Here is a 17,960-nt window from a genome sequence, read left to right as displayed (position 1 = left end):
ATAACGGGGATAATTATTCTAGCCTATTTATCCCCTACTTCCATAAACTGCTCTATAAACGGGATACCTACAATAAGCACTGACATTGGCACAACTCCTCTACACGAAATTAACTTCATTGTATAATTTTTCGTTTATTCTAACAATAATAAAAAACCCTCCAAATTTAGAGGGCCTTCCCTAATAACAAAACTATATTATTTCGTAAACATTTTCTCCGCTTCATCCATTGCCATTTTGTTACCTAAAGCAGAATAGTCAAGCCATGGTTGGTCATTGATAATGTATATGTGCTTGCCTTTAACAGCTTTTAAGTCTTTCCAAATTGGTGTTTCTTGAAGTTGTTTAAATGCAACTTTTGCTTTATCATCTCTGTTTACAACAACGAAAATCGCATCTGCATCAAAGTCAGGTAATACTTCTTGTGAAATGACTTCGAAAGGACGGTTTCCATCGATTTTCTCTACACCATTTGCAGGTTGTAACCCTAAGTCTTGGAATAAAATTGGTCCCATCGGTCTTTTCGTGCTAAATACTCGTAATTCTTTTGCAGTAACGCGAATTGCCATTACTTTTTCGTTATTACCTAACTCTTTATCTATTAAACTTTTTACTCGTTTTGATTGCTCTTCGTAATCTTGAATATATTTATCCGCTTCTTTCTCACGGTTTACAAGTTTACCAACTTGTTTTAAATGATCTCTCCACGTACCTTCATCTAAATTGAAAGAATGTGTTTTTGCAATTTTTTCGTATTTTGCTACATCTTTACCAGCATATTTTTCATCCACATAAATATCAGTAGGCTTTAATTGAAGTAATGCTTCCATATTCGGATCAGTTACAACACCAAGTTTCTTCGTATCTTTCAGTTGTTCTTTTGCATGCGGTAAGAAATCTTTTAAATCTCCACCAATTACAGAACCTACTGGTGTAATTCCTAATGCAAGTAGATCATTTGTTAAGTGAATAGACATTGAAGCAATTTTTGGGTCATTACTTTTTTCCATTTTTTTCGTTGCCTCTTCATTGGCTTTCGTTTGACCACATGCTGCTAATACTAAAATACACATCATGCTAAATAAAATAGTAAGTTTCTTTTTCATATGTTCTCCTCTTTGAAGTATTTATTTTGTTTTTGTAAGTAAATAAAGAAAATAAGGTGCTCCTAAAGCGGCCACTACTACACCAGCTGGAATAGAGTTTGGCTCAAATATAGAACGGCCTATCGTATCTGCTAGTACTAAAATAATCATTCCGATAATACCAGCTAAAGGAAGAAAGTGTTGATATGTAGTACCTACTAACTTTCTGGCGATATGCGGAGCAACTAAACCGATAAAGCCAATCCCTCCTGCCATCGATACACTTGCGCAAGATAATCCAACCGCTGTAGCTAAAAGTAATAACCGTTCTTTTTGAACAGAAACACCAAGTCCTGCTGCCACACTATCACCTAGTGACAATGCATTTAACGTTTTAGATTTTAGCCATGCATACGGGGTTAGTATGAAAATCCAAGGTAATAATGCAAGGACATGAATCCAATCCCTCCCCCACACGTTACCAACTAGCCACCTAGAAGCGAATGTATACGTCTCATCATTTAACTTGAGCGAAAAAAATAACGAAATTGCGCTAAATCCAGCTGAAACTGCAATACCAACGAGAATAAGTCTAATAGGAAGTAAACCTTTTGACCGATCACTCGTAAGTAAAATAATAAGAAATGCAGCTAATACTCCTCCGCCAAATGTAAATAACGGTATTAAAATCGATGCATTCTCATTAATAGAATGAAAGAACGTAACGAAAATAATTAGCCCGAAAGATGCACCTGAATGCAGTCCAAGAATGCCAGGATCGGCCAACGCGTTCCGTGATAACCCTTGCAAAATCGCACCGGAAATCCCAAGGCCAATACCAGCTAACATTGTGATTATAATTCTTGGCATCCGATAATCGTATAGCACGGTTGTGCTCTCAAAATCACCATGACCGAAAAGCGTTTGAATTACTTTGAACGGTGCAATGCTAAGTGTCCCCGTATTTAAGCTAAGTAAAATGACAGCGATACCAATATAACCAAATATTGTAGTTACAGTAACGGCTCTCTTTTTATCCGTGTTTAAAATCTTCTTCACTTACAACTCCCTCCCAACTTTACGTGCTATATAGAGGAAGAACGGAACTCCAACAAGAGCTACCATAATTCCTATTGCAAGTTCTTTAGGAGGATTTACTGTTCTTGCCCCTAAATCAGCTAAAACTAATAACATAGCACCTAAAAATGCTGACATAGGAATAATGAGTCGATAATTAACACCAACTAATTTTCTAGCAATATGCGGGATAACTAGTCCTACAAATCCAATAGAGCCAACAGCTGAAACAGAAACACCCGCTAGAATAACTACTATAATCATCCCTAGTATTCTCGTTCGGTTCGTTTTTACTCCTAAATTTGTAGCAACATCATCCCCCATTGATATGAGTGAAATAGACCGCCCTAACATTGTCGCAAAAATAATTGTTATGAGAATAATAGGAACTAAAAATTCCAAGTGTTCCCACTTAACCCCTGCAACACCACCAGCGTACCAAAACGCTAAATCTTGACTTAAGTCATAATAAATCGCGACACCTGAACTTAACGAATGTAAAAGCGCAGCCATAACTGCCCCAGCGATCGTTAACCTCATCGGTGTTAATCCGCCTGATGTTGCTGATCCGATAATAAAAATGAGCACTGTACTTAAGACCGCTCCAATAAAGGAGACAATCATTAAATAGGAATACGGCATATTCGGGAAAAAGGCAAAACTAAGTGCTACTACAAACATCGCACCTGCATTTATGCCAAGCACACCTGCATCCGCTAAAGGATTTCGTGTTACTCCTTGCATAACAGCTCCAGCCACCGCAAAAGCAGCTCCTACAACTGCTGCGCCAATTACCCTTGGAAGCCTTAATTCATAAATAATTTGGTGCTGCGTTAATTTCGGATTATAATCAAAAACCGCTGTCCATACGGTTTGCAAATGGATATCCTTTGCACCAAATGCAATAGCTAAAAATATAGAGCCGATTAAAGATAAAATTGTTAAGCTCATGAAACATATGAACTTAATATGTAGCCAGCGATTATTGCCAGCATATACAGCAGGCTTATGTAACATGTTTCATTTCATCCTTTATATTCAGTTGTTTTTTATAATTATTTTTTATTTGTAATTATTTTTGATAATAATTATCATTTTCATTTAGATATTATATCCCCACTCTTTTTAAATAGCAAACTATTTTTTCACTTTGTTAAATATTAAAACACTTATTACAATTCCCTTCCAAAACTTATAAATACAAGCAAAATAGACTACTAGCTTATTTTTAAAATTGTAGTATACTTAGTCATTATTTTGAGTTTTCAAACAAAAACATCGAAGGTGACCCAATGTTATATATAAAACAACTACTACACTTCACTTACGAGCAAGCATTATCTTGCTTATTCCCAGTCGTTATTTTCTTAACACTAGCCCTTTCAAAAATCGTTTCGATCCCAGGGTTATATCGCTATGATTTTATACTCATCGTATGCCTTCTTATGCAGTGGATTATGTATAAGACTGGCCTTGAGACGAAAGACGAATTAAAAGTAATTACTGTCTTCCACCTCATCGGCCTTTTACTAGAAATATATAAAGTCCATTTCGGTTCATGGAGTTATCCTGAAGAGGCGTATTCAAAAATTTTTGGAGTTCCACTTTACAGCGGCTTTATGTACGCAAGTGTCGCAAGTTACATATGCCAAGCGTGGAGAAGATTGCATTTACAAATGTATCATTGGCCGAAAGCCATTTTTGCCGTGCCATTAGGAGCAATGATTTACTTCAATTTTTTCACACATCATTTTCTGTATGACTTTCGATGGGTATTAACTGTATTTCTATTCATCGTATTCTTTCGAACTTTTGTGGAGTTTTCCTTACAAGGAGTTACATATAAAATGCCGCTCATTCTCTCCTTCTTCCTTATTGGATTCTTTATTTGGATCGCAGAGAACGTCGCAACATTTTTCGGAGCATGGCAATATCCAAATCAACGGGAAGCGTGGAATCTCGTTCACCTTAGTAAAATTAGCTCATGGTTTTTACTCGTTGTTATTAGCATTATGATTGTTACACAACTCAAACATTTGAAGGAGTCGAAAAGATAATGCTGATTATGTAAAAATAGTTAGCCCATCACTCATTAGAGAGTGATGGGCTTTTTTTAGTAATATTTTTTAAACCGTACTTATCCAAGGAGTTATAATATACAAGAGCATAAGCAGTCACACATTATGAACCACTACTAGCAGAAGAGGTTGCTGCAGATGACGCGACAATCGTTGCCATCATAGCTGCCTGTTGTGCTTGTATGAGGACTTCTATCATAGTTTGTAAACCTGTGTTGTTCGCGTTACTTTCCTCGCCTTTTTGACTTACGAACAGTTGAATAGCAATAAGAATATTTGTATCTGTATGCCAACGGAATAGTTTCTCCCCTTTCAACTTTTCAATCAATGCTTTAATAGAATGAATCTCTTTCTCTCCATCCTCAAGTAACGCTAATAGCCCGACAGCTGGATAATGCATCTGTTTCACTTTTACCTTTTCTTGCTTTAACAACTTCCATATGTTTGTGCACCTTGCAACTAACATTTCTTCCCTGACATCCTTCTTTAGTGAAAGAATATGGCTCAAAAATTGAAGATCATTCCCTTTACGCAAGCCAGCTGTCGCTAATTTCTGATAAAGACGCTCCACTCGATCCATAAGTGTTTCTACATTCTCTGTTTGTCCTGCTAGTAAAACCGCGAGCGGATAATCACTTGTACCTGTAAGAAAGAGATGATCCTTTTTCATACGTTTATATACTTGTATCGAGCGCTGAATGTGCGTACCTTGCTGTCCACTTTCTCCTGTTAAAAGCACAGCTGCTGCGAGATAAGTAAATATACTCCGGCTAAAGCCACCAGTGACCAATTGTTCATATAAATCTAAAAAGTTTTGAAAAGCTTTCTTGTAATCTGTAAAGTGAATATCTAATGTTGCGGCCACTACAAAGCGATGATAAGACTTTAAGTATGAAAACATCCCTACCTGATTCTTAATATAACTACTAATTTCTAAAAAACGTCCGAGATCGAATAATTTATCACTACCTGCATACATAGCAGCAATCATCATTCCTGTTCGAGAATCACTCGTTTTCCATTTTAGTTCTCCCTTTAACTGTGCATATGTATGTGTATATTGCTCCAGCTTTTGTTCTAATGTAATCATAGTATTCACCCCTATTTCTAGTTCTTCTCTTTTATTATACGTATATTCCATATTTAGGAATACCATATTTCATAATCACACCTTAAAAATTAGAAGGTTTCTTGATCCTAATAGATTGGTTTCCTATCCTTCTTCATCAGTAGCACGATGATACTCCCTAATCCTTCAAGAAGTTAGAAAAAAAAAGGGTAGATAATAAATTATCTACCCTTTTTTGTATGCAATTAAACTTTACCTAAAACTAAAGAGCCTTAATAATACGTTCCATCGCTTTCATTTGACCAATATGATCCGCTTCATGATAAAGCATCATACCGTAAAGCTCACCAACTGTTTCTAGTCCTAAGAATGGTTCTGGAAGTTTATTTTCAAATGCTTCTGCTGGAATTTCGTTAATACGTTTTGCTTGTTCTTTTAATTGAGACGTTAACACTTCTAATGATGGTCCTTCTGTTTTCCATTTAGATGGTCTTGATCCATATCCAAACATGCCTGGATATTCAGTTGGTAATTGTTTACACTCTCTTCCAAACATGAATGTTTCGGCTGCTGTTAACACGTGACCAATGTGCCAACGAATTGTATTGTTAAAGCCCTCTGGCTGCGTATCCGCAGTTTTATCGTCTAATGTTTCCATAAATTTAAGTAATGCACCGCGCGTTATTTCAAATTGTTTTAAACCAACTAGTCTATTCATTTTATCGCTCTCCTTTTTTATGTACATTTTATTATGAGCTAAGAGTGTTCAACTTATTAAAGTTTTACCTTGTATAATCTATCAAAAAAAATTAAGAAATACATCTAATATGCTTAGTAAAAATAATAAAAAGGGTCATCTCTCGTAAATATAGAAGTACTTACTACACTAATATTTCAGTAAACAAAAGAGGGGTGTAATTGCATGTTACATGTTTTAAAACAGCAATATAATCTTATTAGCTCTACAAGAGAAACTCTATTTTCATTTTTGGAAGAAATCCCGCTAGAAAAATTACATAGCACTGTTCCGAATTTCGGGAGCGGTAGCATTATAAAGACACATATTCATGTAGCCGATTGCTATCGATACTGGCTTGGATCATTCGCATTCAAGCAAAAACGAGCAGATTTTTCATTCGCTAGTGATTATGAAATTGAACATGCAGATGTAGAAAAAGTTCGTGCTAGATTTAAGTTAGTAGATGAGACTGTACAACGTTTTTTAGATGAATACAATGACCGGTGGCTCGAAAATATAGCAAATGAAGTGAAATGGCAAAAAGAGCCTTGGAGTACAACTCCGCTATGGCTTTTAACCCATACGGAGACGCATGAGTTTCACCATAAAGGACAAATTGTATCAATGGCTCGTCACCTTGGATATACTCCTCCTGATACAGATCTTAGTTAATTCTATAGTCACAGATTATCGAAAAGATTAGTATGAATATAAATTGAGCATGTTTTGAAAACCAATCAAAACATGCTCATGAAAAATGCTATCTTAAAAGTTTTATAGTATCATCAATACCAAATAGTCTCAGCATAATTATATGCATCACTATTCGGAATTGCATGTTTCCCCTGCGCTTGCGCCTTTCTTGGATCTAAATCATATACCATTGGCGTATAGCATGATGTTTGCCCTTTATTTACAACACCATTTCCTCCAGCACTTCCGCAAGTATATGCCTTTCCATCTGTTTTTCTAACAATCCTGGCATCAGCTTCGTTATTATAAACTGCTGGGCGGGTTACAGTAACTTTTGCCCATGCTGTCTTACACGTCGTGCTAAATTTTAATTCCACATAAGAATTTGAATCAATCCATTTCTTCTCTTTCGTTACAGCGGATTGATCACAACTATTATAGTAAGGACTTTTCCCATCATATGAATGGTCTTCTGCATATATTTTATCGCTATTATTCGTACTAAATATACTAGTTAAAACGAGCAAAGACAGCAAAAAACATGCACTCGCCTTTTTTAAAAGTTTCATATCATTTCACTCCTTTATTAATAACGTGCTGTTTTCCCGTAACCGTTATTAAACGTAACTGCTTCAGCGTCTGCTGTGTATCCAAAATCAGCAGTTAAATCAAATACCATTCCTGTATAAGTGCTCGTTTGACCTGTTTTGATTGTGCCGTTCCCCTGGTTAGAAGTAACTGATTTTTGGAATACACCATTTTTATATTTATTTACAACTGCGTACGCATACACTCCTCCAGAAACAGCTGGTGCTGGTTGATCTAACACAAACTTAGCCCATGCTGCATGACATTTATTACTGTAACGTAAATACACTGTCCCTACTTTTTTACTACCTTCGTATACCGCTGTAGATTTTGCATTAAATCCATCTGCATCACACGTTGTACTTCCCCCGTATACTTTCGTTGTTGCTGGATTTTTCCCGTCATAATAACTACTTAAATCAGTAGCTGCAAATGTACTTTCTTGAAAACTAAATAATACCCCTACACTCGCTACACTTAACACACATACTTTCATTAGCTTTTTAAACATTGTAAATCTCCTCCCTCAAAATAAGTACGTATAATAAAAACAAGCTATCCCCTATGTACGCCCCTCCTTTCATGCTTCCTAGAGGCATCTTACAGAAACGAATACATATTGTAAATTTCCTTATGATTATTGGAATATACGAAGAAATTTACTTATTCGTCTAAGAAAAAAAGTTGAGAAATACACACTTTATAGCATTCTTTATTTAAAACATAAAAGAACCGATACTTGTTTCATTCAAGCATCGGTTCTTTATACAAAATTGCCATTTTTTCTTTTATATAAAATAAATATTTCTCCACTTAATCCGTTGTAAAAAACTCCCTCGTTACATCAATAAATTGTTGCAACGGCGCTGTCATCCATTTATCTTTATGCCAAGCAATTTGCGTGAAAATTGGATTGATAGTATTTTCTAGATGTAACTCTTTTATCGTTCCCTCTCGTATATCTTTTTCTACTACTATTGCTGGCAAAACTGCTATACCTAAATCCGCAATGACACATTGTTTAATTGCCTCGACACTAACAAACTCAATCTTATTTGCTGGATACACATCTTCTGTACGAAATAGCTCTTCAAATAAAGTCCGATATGAGCACCCTAGTTCTGTTAACAAAAGTGTTTCCTTCTCTAAATATTTTATAGAAACGGAAGTTTGCTCGAGTAAATGATGCCCTGGAGCAGCTACTACTTTCAATTCTTCTTTCATAAGCGGCTCCACATGTAAAACATCTTCAGTTTTACATTCGTCCAAAATAAATGCAAGATCTACTTTCCCCTCCATCAATTGTTCCTTCGCATCTTTATTGGACTGTGCTGGTTTAAATATAAGCTTTATTTGAGGAAACTGTGCTTTAAATCTCTTTAATATAGATGGAAGTCTGTACGTACACTGACTCTCTTGCGCACCAATTATTAACGTACCAGCTATTTCTTCATCATCTTTCACAGCCATTTTCGCTTCGTTACTAAGTGCAATCATCTTATCAGCATATAATTGAAACTTCCTGCCCGCTTCAGTTAAGAAAAGGCGTTTTCCTAATCTTTCAAATAGTGGCGTACCTAGCTCAGCTTCTAACGTTTTAATTTGCGCTGTTACGCTCGATTGAGCAAAGTTTAATTTCTTCGCAGTTTGTGTAAAGTTCAAAGTGTCCGCGGCTACTTTAAATGTAATTAATTGTTTTATCTCCATTTACTATTCCCTCTTTTTAATCGATATTTTCGATTGATCCCATCGAAATAATCATCTTTTTCTATCATTATTTGTATTGTATGATAAAGAGCATCGACAAACAATATAAATGGAGGTATTCCATATGAAAGCACTTTGTTTCGAACAGTTCGGAAATCCGGATGTACTACACTATAAAGAAATACATGATCCAATCATAAATCCAAATGAAATTCTTGTCCGCATGAAAGCAATCGGTTTAAACTTTGCTGATATTTATAGACGCCGCGGTGATTATCATCTTGCTGGCAATCCGCCTTATATATTAGGTTATGAAGGTGCTGGTATTGTTGAAAAAGTAGGAGCTAACGTAACGACTATCAATCCTGGAGACCATATTGCATTTGCTGATGTTCCGTTTGCAAATGCAGAATTAGTTGCCGTTCCATCAGAAAAAGCAATCCCTCTCCCAAATTCTATCTCTTTTGAAACAGCCGCTTCTATCTTATTGCAAGGTCTAACGGCACATTATTTAACGAAAGATAGCTATCAAATAAAGCAAGGTGATACAGCTTTAGTACATGCTGCCGCTGGTGGTGTTGGGCAACTTCTTATTCAAATGATTAAACTACAGGGCGGAACAGTAATCGGCCTAACTTCATCAAATGAAAAAGGAAAAGTAGCCACATTAGCTGGTGCCGATCACGTATTTTTATATACGGAATCATGGCCTGCGAAAGTGCTTGAAATAACAAATGGTACCGGGGTAAATGTTGTATATGAATCAGTAGGCTCTACACTTGAGGAAAGTTTTAACGCTACTAAAGTTGGTGGTACTGTCGTATTTTTCGGAATGGCTGGCGGTAATCCTGCGCCTGTAGATCCACGTATGCTTATGGATACCTCAAAAACTTTAACTGGCGGAGACCTTTGGAACGTACTTACTACTTTCGAAGAACGTAAACAGCGTTCTACTCAATTATTTGATTGGATCGCTAGCGGAGAATTAAACATTGCGAGCCCTACTACATTCTCTTTACAAGACGGTGCCCATGCTCATGAATTATTAGAAAGCAGAAAAAGTACAGGGAAAATTTTATTAATCCCATAATTCATAAAATGAAAAGAAATCTAGGTTAAGTTTTATGAAAACCTATAGTGAAAAAAAGTTGATAAATTAAAGGACATAACATATTTTATATAACTAATATGTTATGTCCTTACTTCTTCAAATCACTCGGATAATTTTTGATCTCTTTTCTCAATTAGAAGCATATGTTTTTTATTTGTATATCGCTAGGAAATTATCATTTTATTTATGAATAAGGCTACGTACCGATTTAAGCTAAAAACTAGATTTCGTTCCTATAACAACAGTAGCATCTAATTCCTCATCTCTAGCCACTTTCGTGATAAGCCCAGCACCAGCAAAGATTTCAAAGGTCTGAGTTGCCTGCATTTCGCTCGTCTCTATTAAAAGATGACCTCCTGGTGCTAGCCAGAGAAATGCTTCTTTCGCTACTCTTCGCTGAATATCAAGTCCATCCTCTCCTCCGTCAAGCGCCAGCTTCGGTTCATGTAGGCGAGCTTCCTGTGGGAGCAGCTTTATTGCATTGGTAGGAACGTAAGGTACGTTTGCAACTAGGGTCTTCACGTGTCCTTTAAGTGAGTGAGGCAAAGCTTTATACAAATCACCTTCAAAAACATGGCCACCGAAACTTGTTACATTGCGGCTTGCACATCGTACTGCAATAGGGTCAATGTCAACAGAATATAATTCAACTCTGCCTAAAGCTGCCGCTAGAGCTGCACCGACAGCACCTGAACCACAACAGAGATCAACGACGATATCACCAAAACATGACAGCGCTTCGGCTTGGTGAACAAGAAATTCGGTGCGTTGACGAGGCACGAAAACACCCCGCTCCACTTCTATCCGCATCCCACAAAATTTTGCGTATCCAACAACATATTCAAGTGGTAAACCATCGGCTCGCATTTCCACCATTTTCTCGAGGTCCTCTGGATTCCGTGCCTCTGAAATAAGTAACCGCGTCTCATCTTCTGCGAAAACACAACCCGCGCTCTGAAGCCTATTAATTATGCATTTTTCCTTTTTATTTTCCAAAAAGAAATTAAATTCTCTTCCTATTTCTCTCACCACTTTTTCGTATTTATAACCTTGTATTCGCTAAAAATTGGAGATATCCTTTTTCAACAAAATGGCCCTATTGTTGAAAAAAGAAACACTCTATATACTAGATAATTTTATTAGAATATCCCAATCCGTTTTATAAATGACATACTAAAAAATAAAAAGGAGGTTAGATTTCTCTAACCTCCTTTTCTTATCTCAATTTAAGATCTAATTATATTTCCACACTTTCTTTCCCTTTTGCAACATAACTCATATCCCCAACCGACTCAACGATGTATTCCCCATCTTTATATACAATCTTCGTCACACTAGCATTTTCCACTCCAAGTTTTGTTTTACTACTGTCTAGCATTTCTATTAAGGTAGTAATCAACAGCCCATGAACAACAACTAAAACGTTACCGCCGCCATCTTTAGCTGCTTCTTCACTAATTTTATCTATCTCTGCTTTTATACGAGTAGAAAATAATTCCCAATCTTCCGCTTGTTTCGTAGGATCTGCTGCTCTAATAAGATCAATAACTTCTTGAATAGTAAACTTCATAAGTTCTTCTGGTGATGAAACGCCTGCAGCTTTTCCAACCACATCCCACATATTTTCAAGTTTTTCACCTTCAAAAATACCAAAATTTAATTCTCGTAAATCTTTTCTTTGCTCAAGTTTCAATTTTGATTGCTCACTATATTTTAATACTAAATTAGCAGTTTCAATCGCGCGACCGCTATCACTACTATACGCATTCATAAAATGAATATCTTTTAATCCCATTCCTAAATTTGTGGCAACTTCCACACCTTTTTCCACCAATGGAGAGTCCGCCCAACCTTGCGCGCGATGATTCGTATTTAATATTGTTTTACCGTGTCTTGTAACATATAACGTAACTACATTCTCATTGCTATCTGTTTCTCGCTTATTCATTCTCTTCGCTCCCTTTACATTTCTATATCAATTTTACCATCTTAATTATTCATTGAGCAAAATATACGTAAGGGAATCTGCTTACAAAAAAACACTACCTTTCTGTATATTTCAACAAAAAGATAGCGTTTTGTATAATTACATTTCTTAATCAGTACTTTTATTCAGAAAAGGCACTCGAGTATTGTACAATTCCTCCCACACCTTCAAGAGCATTCTCCCTTATTTCCATCGCCATAAACACTTCATCTGGTACTTCAAATGGCGCTTTTATATTCCACTCACTTGCTTTCTTAAAACCAAATTTCGGACAGTATTCTGGATGTCCTAACACTACAACTGACCCGTATCCAAGTTCTTTCGCTTTTTCTAAAGCATAAGCGATAAGTTTACCGCCAATTCCTTTTTTCTGATAACTTGGAATAACCGAAACCGGTGCGAGCGCTAATGAAATTACTGATGTTCCACCTTTTTCTATTGTAATTTTCGATAACATAATGTGACCAACGATTTCCTCATCTACCGCAACAATTGATAACTCCGGAACAAATGCGTCACATTCTCTAATACGTTTTACAAGTTCATGTTCCTTTTTATCACTAAATTCTTCATTTAAAAATGCTTGTCGTACAACTTCTTCTGTTTTTCTGCAATCATTTTTTTGTTCTTGCCTAATCATTACCACCCTATACTACCCTCTATTCTTTCTCATTTCTTTTTGAATTTTACGAAGTGCTTTTTTCGATCCGCGTTCAATATCATGCTGCATTTTTCTTTCTTTATAACCGACAAATAGTGTATTTAAATCATATCCCTCTGGATATAATTCTTTTGCTGCTACTTCTAAAGTAATACGTTTTACATTTACTTCAACGAATTCACCGTTATAATATACAACGACGTTATAGAAATTATCTATTTCCTTATAGATGATACCAAAATCATTATGATCCAATAAATTTACACGGTCACCGATTTTGTACTCATAACGTTTTTCTCTTTTTTCCTGCACAAATTTCGGTTTTCTAATTTTACTTTCATTCACCTTTTCTAAAGCGTACTCTTTATTTCCCATGTACTCTTTCGCTCTTTTCAGTACATGTTCCCTTACATTCATTTTATTCGCAATCCAAAGTGCATTACTTTCCCCTGATTTACCGATTACTAATTTATAAAGCGGCTCTAACGTTTCACTATTGAATTGCATCGCTGCATTCATAAAATCATCATGCATTTCTGAGAATCGTTTAATTTCTCCATAATGCGTACTCGCAACTGTAATACATCCAGCAAGATAAAACTCCTCTAAAATAGCAATTGCAAGTGCTGCACCTTCATTCGGTTCTGTACCACTTCCTATTTCATCAAATAATAGCAACGTATTATTATTTGACATTCTCATAATCTCAGATAGATTTTTCATATGAGATGAGAATGTACTTAGTGCATTTTCGATACTTTGATTATCACCAATATCTACAAATACATTGTCAAAAATAGCAAGTTCCGTTTCTTTATCTCCAGCAATATGAAGGCCTGACATTGTCGCTAATGTTAACAATCCGATTGTTTTTAATACAATTGTCTTCCCACCCGCATTCGGTCCTGTAATAATTAAACTACGGTAGTTTTGACCAATTTCAAAGTTTAACGGTACTACTTTCCCACTTAAAAGCGGATGCTTACAATTTACTAAATGAATGTAGCCATGATCATTTAACTTCGGCTCTATTCCATCGATTGATTTACTAAACTTCGCTTTCGCAAAAACCATGTCATACTGACTAATTAGCTCCATATTAATCTTTATACTATAAATGTTTTCTAACACCATTCCTGATAAAGTTGCTAAAATTTGATATTCTTCCATTGCTTCTTCTGCTTTCAAACTTGCAAGTTCTACATTTAACTTTGTAACCGTATGCGGTTCTATAAATACAGTAGAACCTTTTGCAGATGCCTCAACAATACTTCCCGCAACTTGATTTTTATAAGTAGATTTAATGGGAATCGTATAACGATCATCCTTTTTACTAATAAAGAATTCCTGAATATACTTCTTATTTGCACTATTATTTAAAAACTTCGTTAACCGTTCCTTTATTTTTCCATCTACAGCATCGATATTATTTCGAATTCTTTTTAGCTCTTTACTAGCAGCTGCATCGATACTATTACCTTTAATTGAAAAGTTAATTTCCTCTTCAACACTTTTAAACTCGCTCATTGAATTTGCATAAGAAGCTAATACAGGCGCAAAGAATTCTTTATCTAACATAAACTTTTTAATCTTTCTACATCCACGTAAAAAGTCTGAAACACTTACTAATTCTTCTGGATCTAAAATCATCCCTTTTTCTAATTTTTGAATTGTACTAGCAATATTTGAAATGCCAAAGAAAGGCACATGCCCTTCTGCATCTAATATAGCTCGCGCTTCAGTTGTTTCATTTAATCGATTCCTTACTACTTTTATACTCGTACTCGGTTCTAATTTATTTAATAATTCTTTTCCTAATCCACTTACGCAATAAGATTTCACTATTTCTTTTAATTCGTTATATTGTAACTTTTCAAAAGTCATCGTATTCATTTTTATTTCTCCTCACTATGATTCATATATTTCATAAATGAAGATACCTACTCATTAGATTCCAATGAGCTCTACATTATTCAATTACCATTTTTATACATTAAAAATATATACAAAAAAGCTGCGGGGATACCGCAGCTTTTACATTTACAAGGCATGTGTAATAACGTATGAGAAAATAAGCCACCTAAAAAGTATATGGCACTCCTCTTATTACACGCTTTATAAAGTATTGTAGGTATCTTCATAGGTATCGAAATAAATCCATGACAAATTTAGGGGTATGATATACATAAAAATCCCCTGATCTTATCCGATTTATTTCATTAAATTTTTCCTATTTAGTACCTACCGCACTCACAAAAAGCACCTCTCATTAATTTATATTATAGTCATTGAAATCTAATTTACTGAAATCATCATACTATATGTATAGCAAGAAGTAAAGGTGTCATACTTTAGTCGTACGCACATATGCAGATGTTTCCTCTTTCGATATTAGATACAATATATATAAATCGTTTTAACGGAGGGATTTCCATGACAGACTTTCAAAAACAATTTTTCGCACGATTACATATAGAAGAAATAGCAACTATTTCATTTGAGGATTTACCTCACATTATGTACGCAATGGCACAAACCGTTCCATTTGAAAACTTAAATGTTCTCGAAAAGAACTTTAAAGAAATATCAAAAGAGAATTTAAAAGAAAAAATTTTAGTAAACAACCGTGGCGGTCTTTGTTATGAATTAAATCCTACTATGTATTATTTCCTTAAAGACTCTGGATTCGATGTTCATTGCGTTTCGGGAACAGTGTATAATGCAGCAAATTCTATATGGGCTGTTGATTCCGGACATATCGCAACTATTTTAAAATATCAGGATGAATTTTATTTAATTGAAGTTGGGTTCGGGTCATACTTACCTCTTGCACCTGTTCCTTTCTCTGGTGAAGTTGTTCACTCTGTTACAGGAGATTATCGCATTCGTAAAGAAACGACTGAAAAAGGAAATTACATTTTAGAAATGCGTAAAAATAATGAGTTTCTAGATCAATCTTCTGCTGATGATTGGACATTAGGCTATGCATTTTATTCAGATGCAGTAAATGAAGAAAAAGCAAATGCAGCACAAAAAATTATCGTTGAACATGAAGGTTCACCATTTAATAAAATGCCTCTCATTGTAAAACTTACAGAAGATGGGCATGCCTCTTTAACGAAAGATAGCCTTACAGTAGCGAAAAACGGCAAAAAAACGAAAGAAACCGTTACAAACGAACAATATGCAAACCTTTTACATTCGAAATTTGGAATTACATTATAACCTTTAAGCATTGCCACTTTTGGTGATGCTTTTCAATTTTCAGCAGGGATTTTTTGCAATTTGTTGTATTTCATAGTTATATAGGAATATAACTACATACGTAGAAAGGGAATGATTATGATAGAACTTACAGATCGATTAAACGTACCTGATAATGAAAAATGGAACTTAACTGATATATACCACACACTTGAAGATTGGGAAAATGATTATAAAAAAATAGAGTTGTTAACAAACGAACTAAAAGAATTTAACGGCAACATTCACGATGGCGATCGTTTACTAGCTTATTTAACAAAGAGCGAAGAAGTATCTAGCATATTATCTTTAATGTTTGCTTACGCACGATTACAATCTGACTTAGATACACGCGATACGAACTCTCAATCACTTGTTGATAAAGTATCACAATTACATGTAAAAGTCAGTGCAGCTAAATCATTCTTCTCTCCATTCTTACTTAGCATCGATGAGAACACATTACATACTTACATAGATGAAACAGAAGGCTTGCAATATTACAAAGAAGATTTATTTGAATTGTACCGCTATAAAAAGCACGTATTAAATAAGGATCAAGAAGAAATTTTATCACAAATGGGTGAAGCACTTTCTTCTCCACAGCACACATTTGGTATGTTAAATAATGCAGATATCATTTTTGGTGAAGTGACTACTGATGATGGTAAGAAAGTAAACTTAACACGCGGAATGTATGCAAAATTAATAGAAGATGAGAATCGCGATAAGCGAAAAGAAGCGTATAAAGCGTATTACAAACCGTATGTTCAATTAAAGAACTCCATCGCTTCTACTTTATCTGCTGCAATTAAAAATAACGTTACTGTTTCGAAGCTAAGAAAGTATCCATCTGCTTTAGAGAAATCATTATTTGGTGATATGGTTCCGAAAGAAGTATATGACAATTTAATTGATACGACGAAGAAAAATATTCAATCTTTACACACATATAATGAACTTCGAAAAGAAAAATTAAATGTAGACGAACTAAGACAATACGACTTAAGCGTCGATTTAGTAACGGGTGTGAAACAAGACATTCCATATGACGAAGCATTTGATATTATGATTGCATCACTTGCTCCTTTAGGAGAAGAATACATTGAAACATTAAAAAGCTTTAAAGATAAACGATATATAGATGTGAGAGAAACGCCTGGAAAACGTTCTGGTGCTTATAACTTTGGTGTATACGGCGTTCATCCTTTCATTCTTTTAAATCATCACGATGATTTAAATAGCCTTTTCACTCTTACACACGAGTGTGGTCACGGCATGCATACACATTATTCACACGGATACCAACCAAGAATTTCTGCACACTATTCCATCTTTGTTGCAGAAGTCGCTTCTACAGTAAATGAAGTGTTATTAATCCATTATTTATTAAAAGAAGCGAAAGAAACGAACGTGCGTAATCATTTAATTAACTACTTTATCGATAGCTTTAAAGGCACTTTCTTTACACAAATCATGTTTGCAGAATTTGAAAAAATTACACATGAAATGGCGGAGCAAGGTAAACCATTAAACGAAAAAATCTTCAGTGAAATATATGAAAATCTATTTAGAGAATATAATGGTGATTCACTTGTATTTGATGAAGAAGTAAAATACGGATGGTCTAGAATCCCTCATTTCTATCGTCCATTTTACGTGTACAAATACGCAACTGGATTTGCTTCTGCCATTCAAATCGCCGATAAATTGTTAAGCGGCGATCCAAATGCACAGAAAAACTATATCGAATTCCTTAAAGGCGGAAGTTCAGATTACCCACTAAATCTACTAAAAAAAGCTGGTGTCGATTTAACTACACCAGAACCGATTGAAAGTGCATTAAATCGATTCGCTCAACTTGTTGAAGAATTTTCAGCATTATAGAAAAAAGCATGCAGAATATATAATCTGCATGCTTT

At 35.1% G+C, this 17,960-nt stretch carries 17 protein-coding genes; 5 read left to right on the top strand and 12 right to left on the bottom strand.

Features of this window, described 5'->3' with window-relative positions; all coding sequences use genetic code 11:
* Positions 1-197: 197 nt before the first annotated feature.
* The 3 genes from DN410_RS26030 to DN410_RS26020 are packed head-to-tail and all read right to left on the bottom strand — an operon-like array spanning position 198 to position 3,179.
* The gene (locus tag DN410_RS26030) at positions 198-1,106 is read right to left on the bottom strand and encodes an iron-hydroxamate ABC transporter substrate-binding protein (RefSeq protein ID WP_149178614.1); all 909 of its coding nucleotides are present in this window, start codon (positions 1,104-1,106) and stop codon (positions 198-200) included.
* A gap of 21 nt (positions 1,107-1,127) precedes the next feature.
* A complete protein-coding gene (locus tag DN410_RS26025) occupies positions 1,128-2,144 on the bottom strand; it encodes a FecCD family ABC transporter permease (protein WP_149178613.1) in 1,017 nt (338 codons plus the stop codon).
* Entirely contained in the window at positions 2,145-3,179 is a 1,035-nt protein-coding gene (locus tag DN410_RS26020; protein ID WP_149178612.1) for a FecCD family ABC transporter permease, read from the bottom strand.
* A gap of 275 nt (positions 3,180-3,454) precedes the next feature.
* On the opposite strand from DN410_RS26020, the gene DN410_RS26015 reads away from it, so the two are divergent.
* Positions 3,455-4,219, top strand: a complete 765-nt coding sequence (locus DN410_RS26015; protein WP_149178611.1) for a DUF817 domain-containing protein — start codon at positions 3,455-3,457, stop codon at positions 4,217-4,219.
* A gap of 124 nt (positions 4,220-4,343) precedes the next feature.
* On the opposite strand, the gene DN410_RS26010 is transcribed toward DN410_RS26015, so the two are convergent.
* Both DN410_RS26010 and DN410_RS26005 read right to left on the bottom strand, forming a co-directional pair.
* A complete protein-coding gene (locus DN410_RS26010) occupies positions 4,344-5,381 on the bottom strand; it encodes a DUF4003 domain-containing protein (RefSeq protein WP_149178676.1) in 1,038 nt (345 codons plus the stop codon).
* Positions 5,382-5,571: 190 nt separating this feature from the next.
* Positions 5,572-6,027, bottom strand: a complete 456-nt coding sequence (locus tag DN410_RS26005) for a DinB family protein (protein ID WP_149178610.1) — start codon at positions 6,025-6,027, stop codon at positions 5,572-5,574.
* A 204-nt stretch (positions 6,028-6,231) separates the two neighbouring features.
* Between DN410_RS26005 and DN410_RS26000 the strand changes: the two genes are divergently transcribed.
* Positions 6,232-6,720: a DinB family protein gene (locus tag DN410_RS26000; protein ID WP_149178609.1), complete on the top strand. Its 489-nt coding sequence runs from the start codon at positions 6,232-6,234 to the stop codon at positions 6,718-6,720.
* Between the two features lie 113 nt (positions 6,721-6,833).
* On the opposite strand, the gene DN410_RS25995 is transcribed toward DN410_RS26000, so the two are convergent.
* The 3 genes from DN410_RS25995 to DN410_RS25985 form a co-directional block, all read right to left on the bottom strand.
* Positions 6,834-7,310, bottom strand: a complete 477-nt coding sequence (locus DN410_RS25995; RefSeq protein ID WP_149178608.1) for a DUF2690 domain-containing protein — start codon at positions 7,308-7,310, stop codon at positions 6,834-6,836.
* A 17-nt stretch (positions 7,311-7,327) separates the two neighbouring features.
* Entirely contained in the window at positions 7,328-7,840 is a 513-nt protein-coding gene (locus DN410_RS25990; RefSeq protein WP_149178607.1) for a YjfA family protein, read from the bottom strand.
* A gap of 302 nt (positions 7,841-8,142) precedes the next feature.
* Positions 8,143-9,036 carry a LysR family transcriptional regulator gene (locus tag DN410_RS25985; RefSeq protein ID WP_149178606.1) on the bottom strand — a complete coding sequence of 298 codons (894 nt, stop codon included), beginning with the start codon at positions 9,034-9,036 and terminating at the stop codon, positions 8,143-8,145.
* A gap of 124 nt (positions 9,037-9,160) precedes the next feature.
* Here DN410_RS25985 and DN410_RS25980 point away from each other — a divergent pair, with 124 nt between their 5' ends.
* Positions 9,161-10,126: a quinone oxidoreductase family protein gene (locus DN410_RS25980; protein ID WP_149178605.1), complete on the top strand. Its 966-nt coding sequence runs from the start codon at positions 9,161-9,163 to the stop codon at positions 10,124-10,126.
* 234 nt (positions 10,127-10,360) lie between these two features.
* Here the strand turns inward: DN410_RS25980 and DN410_RS25975 are convergent, their stop codons facing one another.
* From DN410_RS25975 to DN410_RS25960, 4 genes are all read right to left on the bottom strand, one after another.
* Positions 10,361-11,143, bottom strand: a complete 783-nt coding sequence (locus tag DN410_RS25975) for a putative protein N(5)-glutamine methyltransferase (RefSeq protein ID WP_149178675.1) — start codon at positions 11,141-11,143, stop codon at positions 10,361-10,363.
* Positions 11,144-11,384: 241 nt separating this feature from the next.
* Positions 11,385-12,095, bottom strand: a complete 711-nt coding sequence (locus DN410_RS25970) for a histidine phosphatase family protein (RefSeq protein WP_149178604.1) — start codon at positions 12,093-12,095, stop codon at positions 11,385-11,387.
* A gap of 160 nt (positions 12,096-12,255) precedes the next feature.
* Positions 12,256-12,780, bottom strand: coding sequence for a GNAT family N-acetyltransferase (locus DN410_RS25965; RefSeq protein ID WP_149178603.1), 525 nt, complete (start codon positions 12,778-12,780; stop codon positions 12,256-12,258).
* Positions 12,781-12,786: 6 nt separating this feature from the next.
* On the bottom strand, positions 12,787-14,688 hold the full coding sequence (locus DN410_RS25960; protein ID WP_149178602.1) for an endonuclease MutS2: 1,902 nt from the start codon (positions 14,686-14,688) through the stop codon (positions 12,787-12,789).
* A 540-nt stretch (positions 14,689-15,228) separates the two neighbouring features.
* Here DN410_RS25960 and DN410_RS25955 point away from each other — a divergent pair.
* Together DN410_RS25955 and pepF are read left to right on the top strand one after the other, a co-directional pair.
* Positions 15,229-16,020 carry an arylamine N-acetyltransferase family protein gene (locus tag DN410_RS25955; RefSeq protein ID WP_149178601.1) on the top strand — a complete coding sequence of 264 codons (792 nt, stop codon included), beginning with the start codon at positions 15,229-15,231 and terminating at the stop codon, positions 16,018-16,020.
* Positions 16,021-16,137: 117 nt separating this feature from the next.
* Positions 16,138-17,925, top strand: coding sequence for an oligoendopeptidase F (gene pepF, locus DN410_RS25950; RefSeq protein ID WP_149178600.1), 1,788 nt, complete (start codon positions 16,138-16,140; stop codon positions 17,923-17,925).
* Positions 17,926-17,960 lie beyond the last annotated feature (35 nt).

It is taken from the genome of Bacillus sp. SH5-2 (assembly GCF_008368905.1).
In the GTDB taxonomy this organism is placed as follows: Bacteria; Bacillota; Bacilli; order Bacillales; family Bacillaceae_G; genus Bacillus_A; species Bacillus_A luti.
Note: the sequence above shows the minus strand (reverse complement) of the source record. Positions and strands in the feature narration are given on the sequence as shown.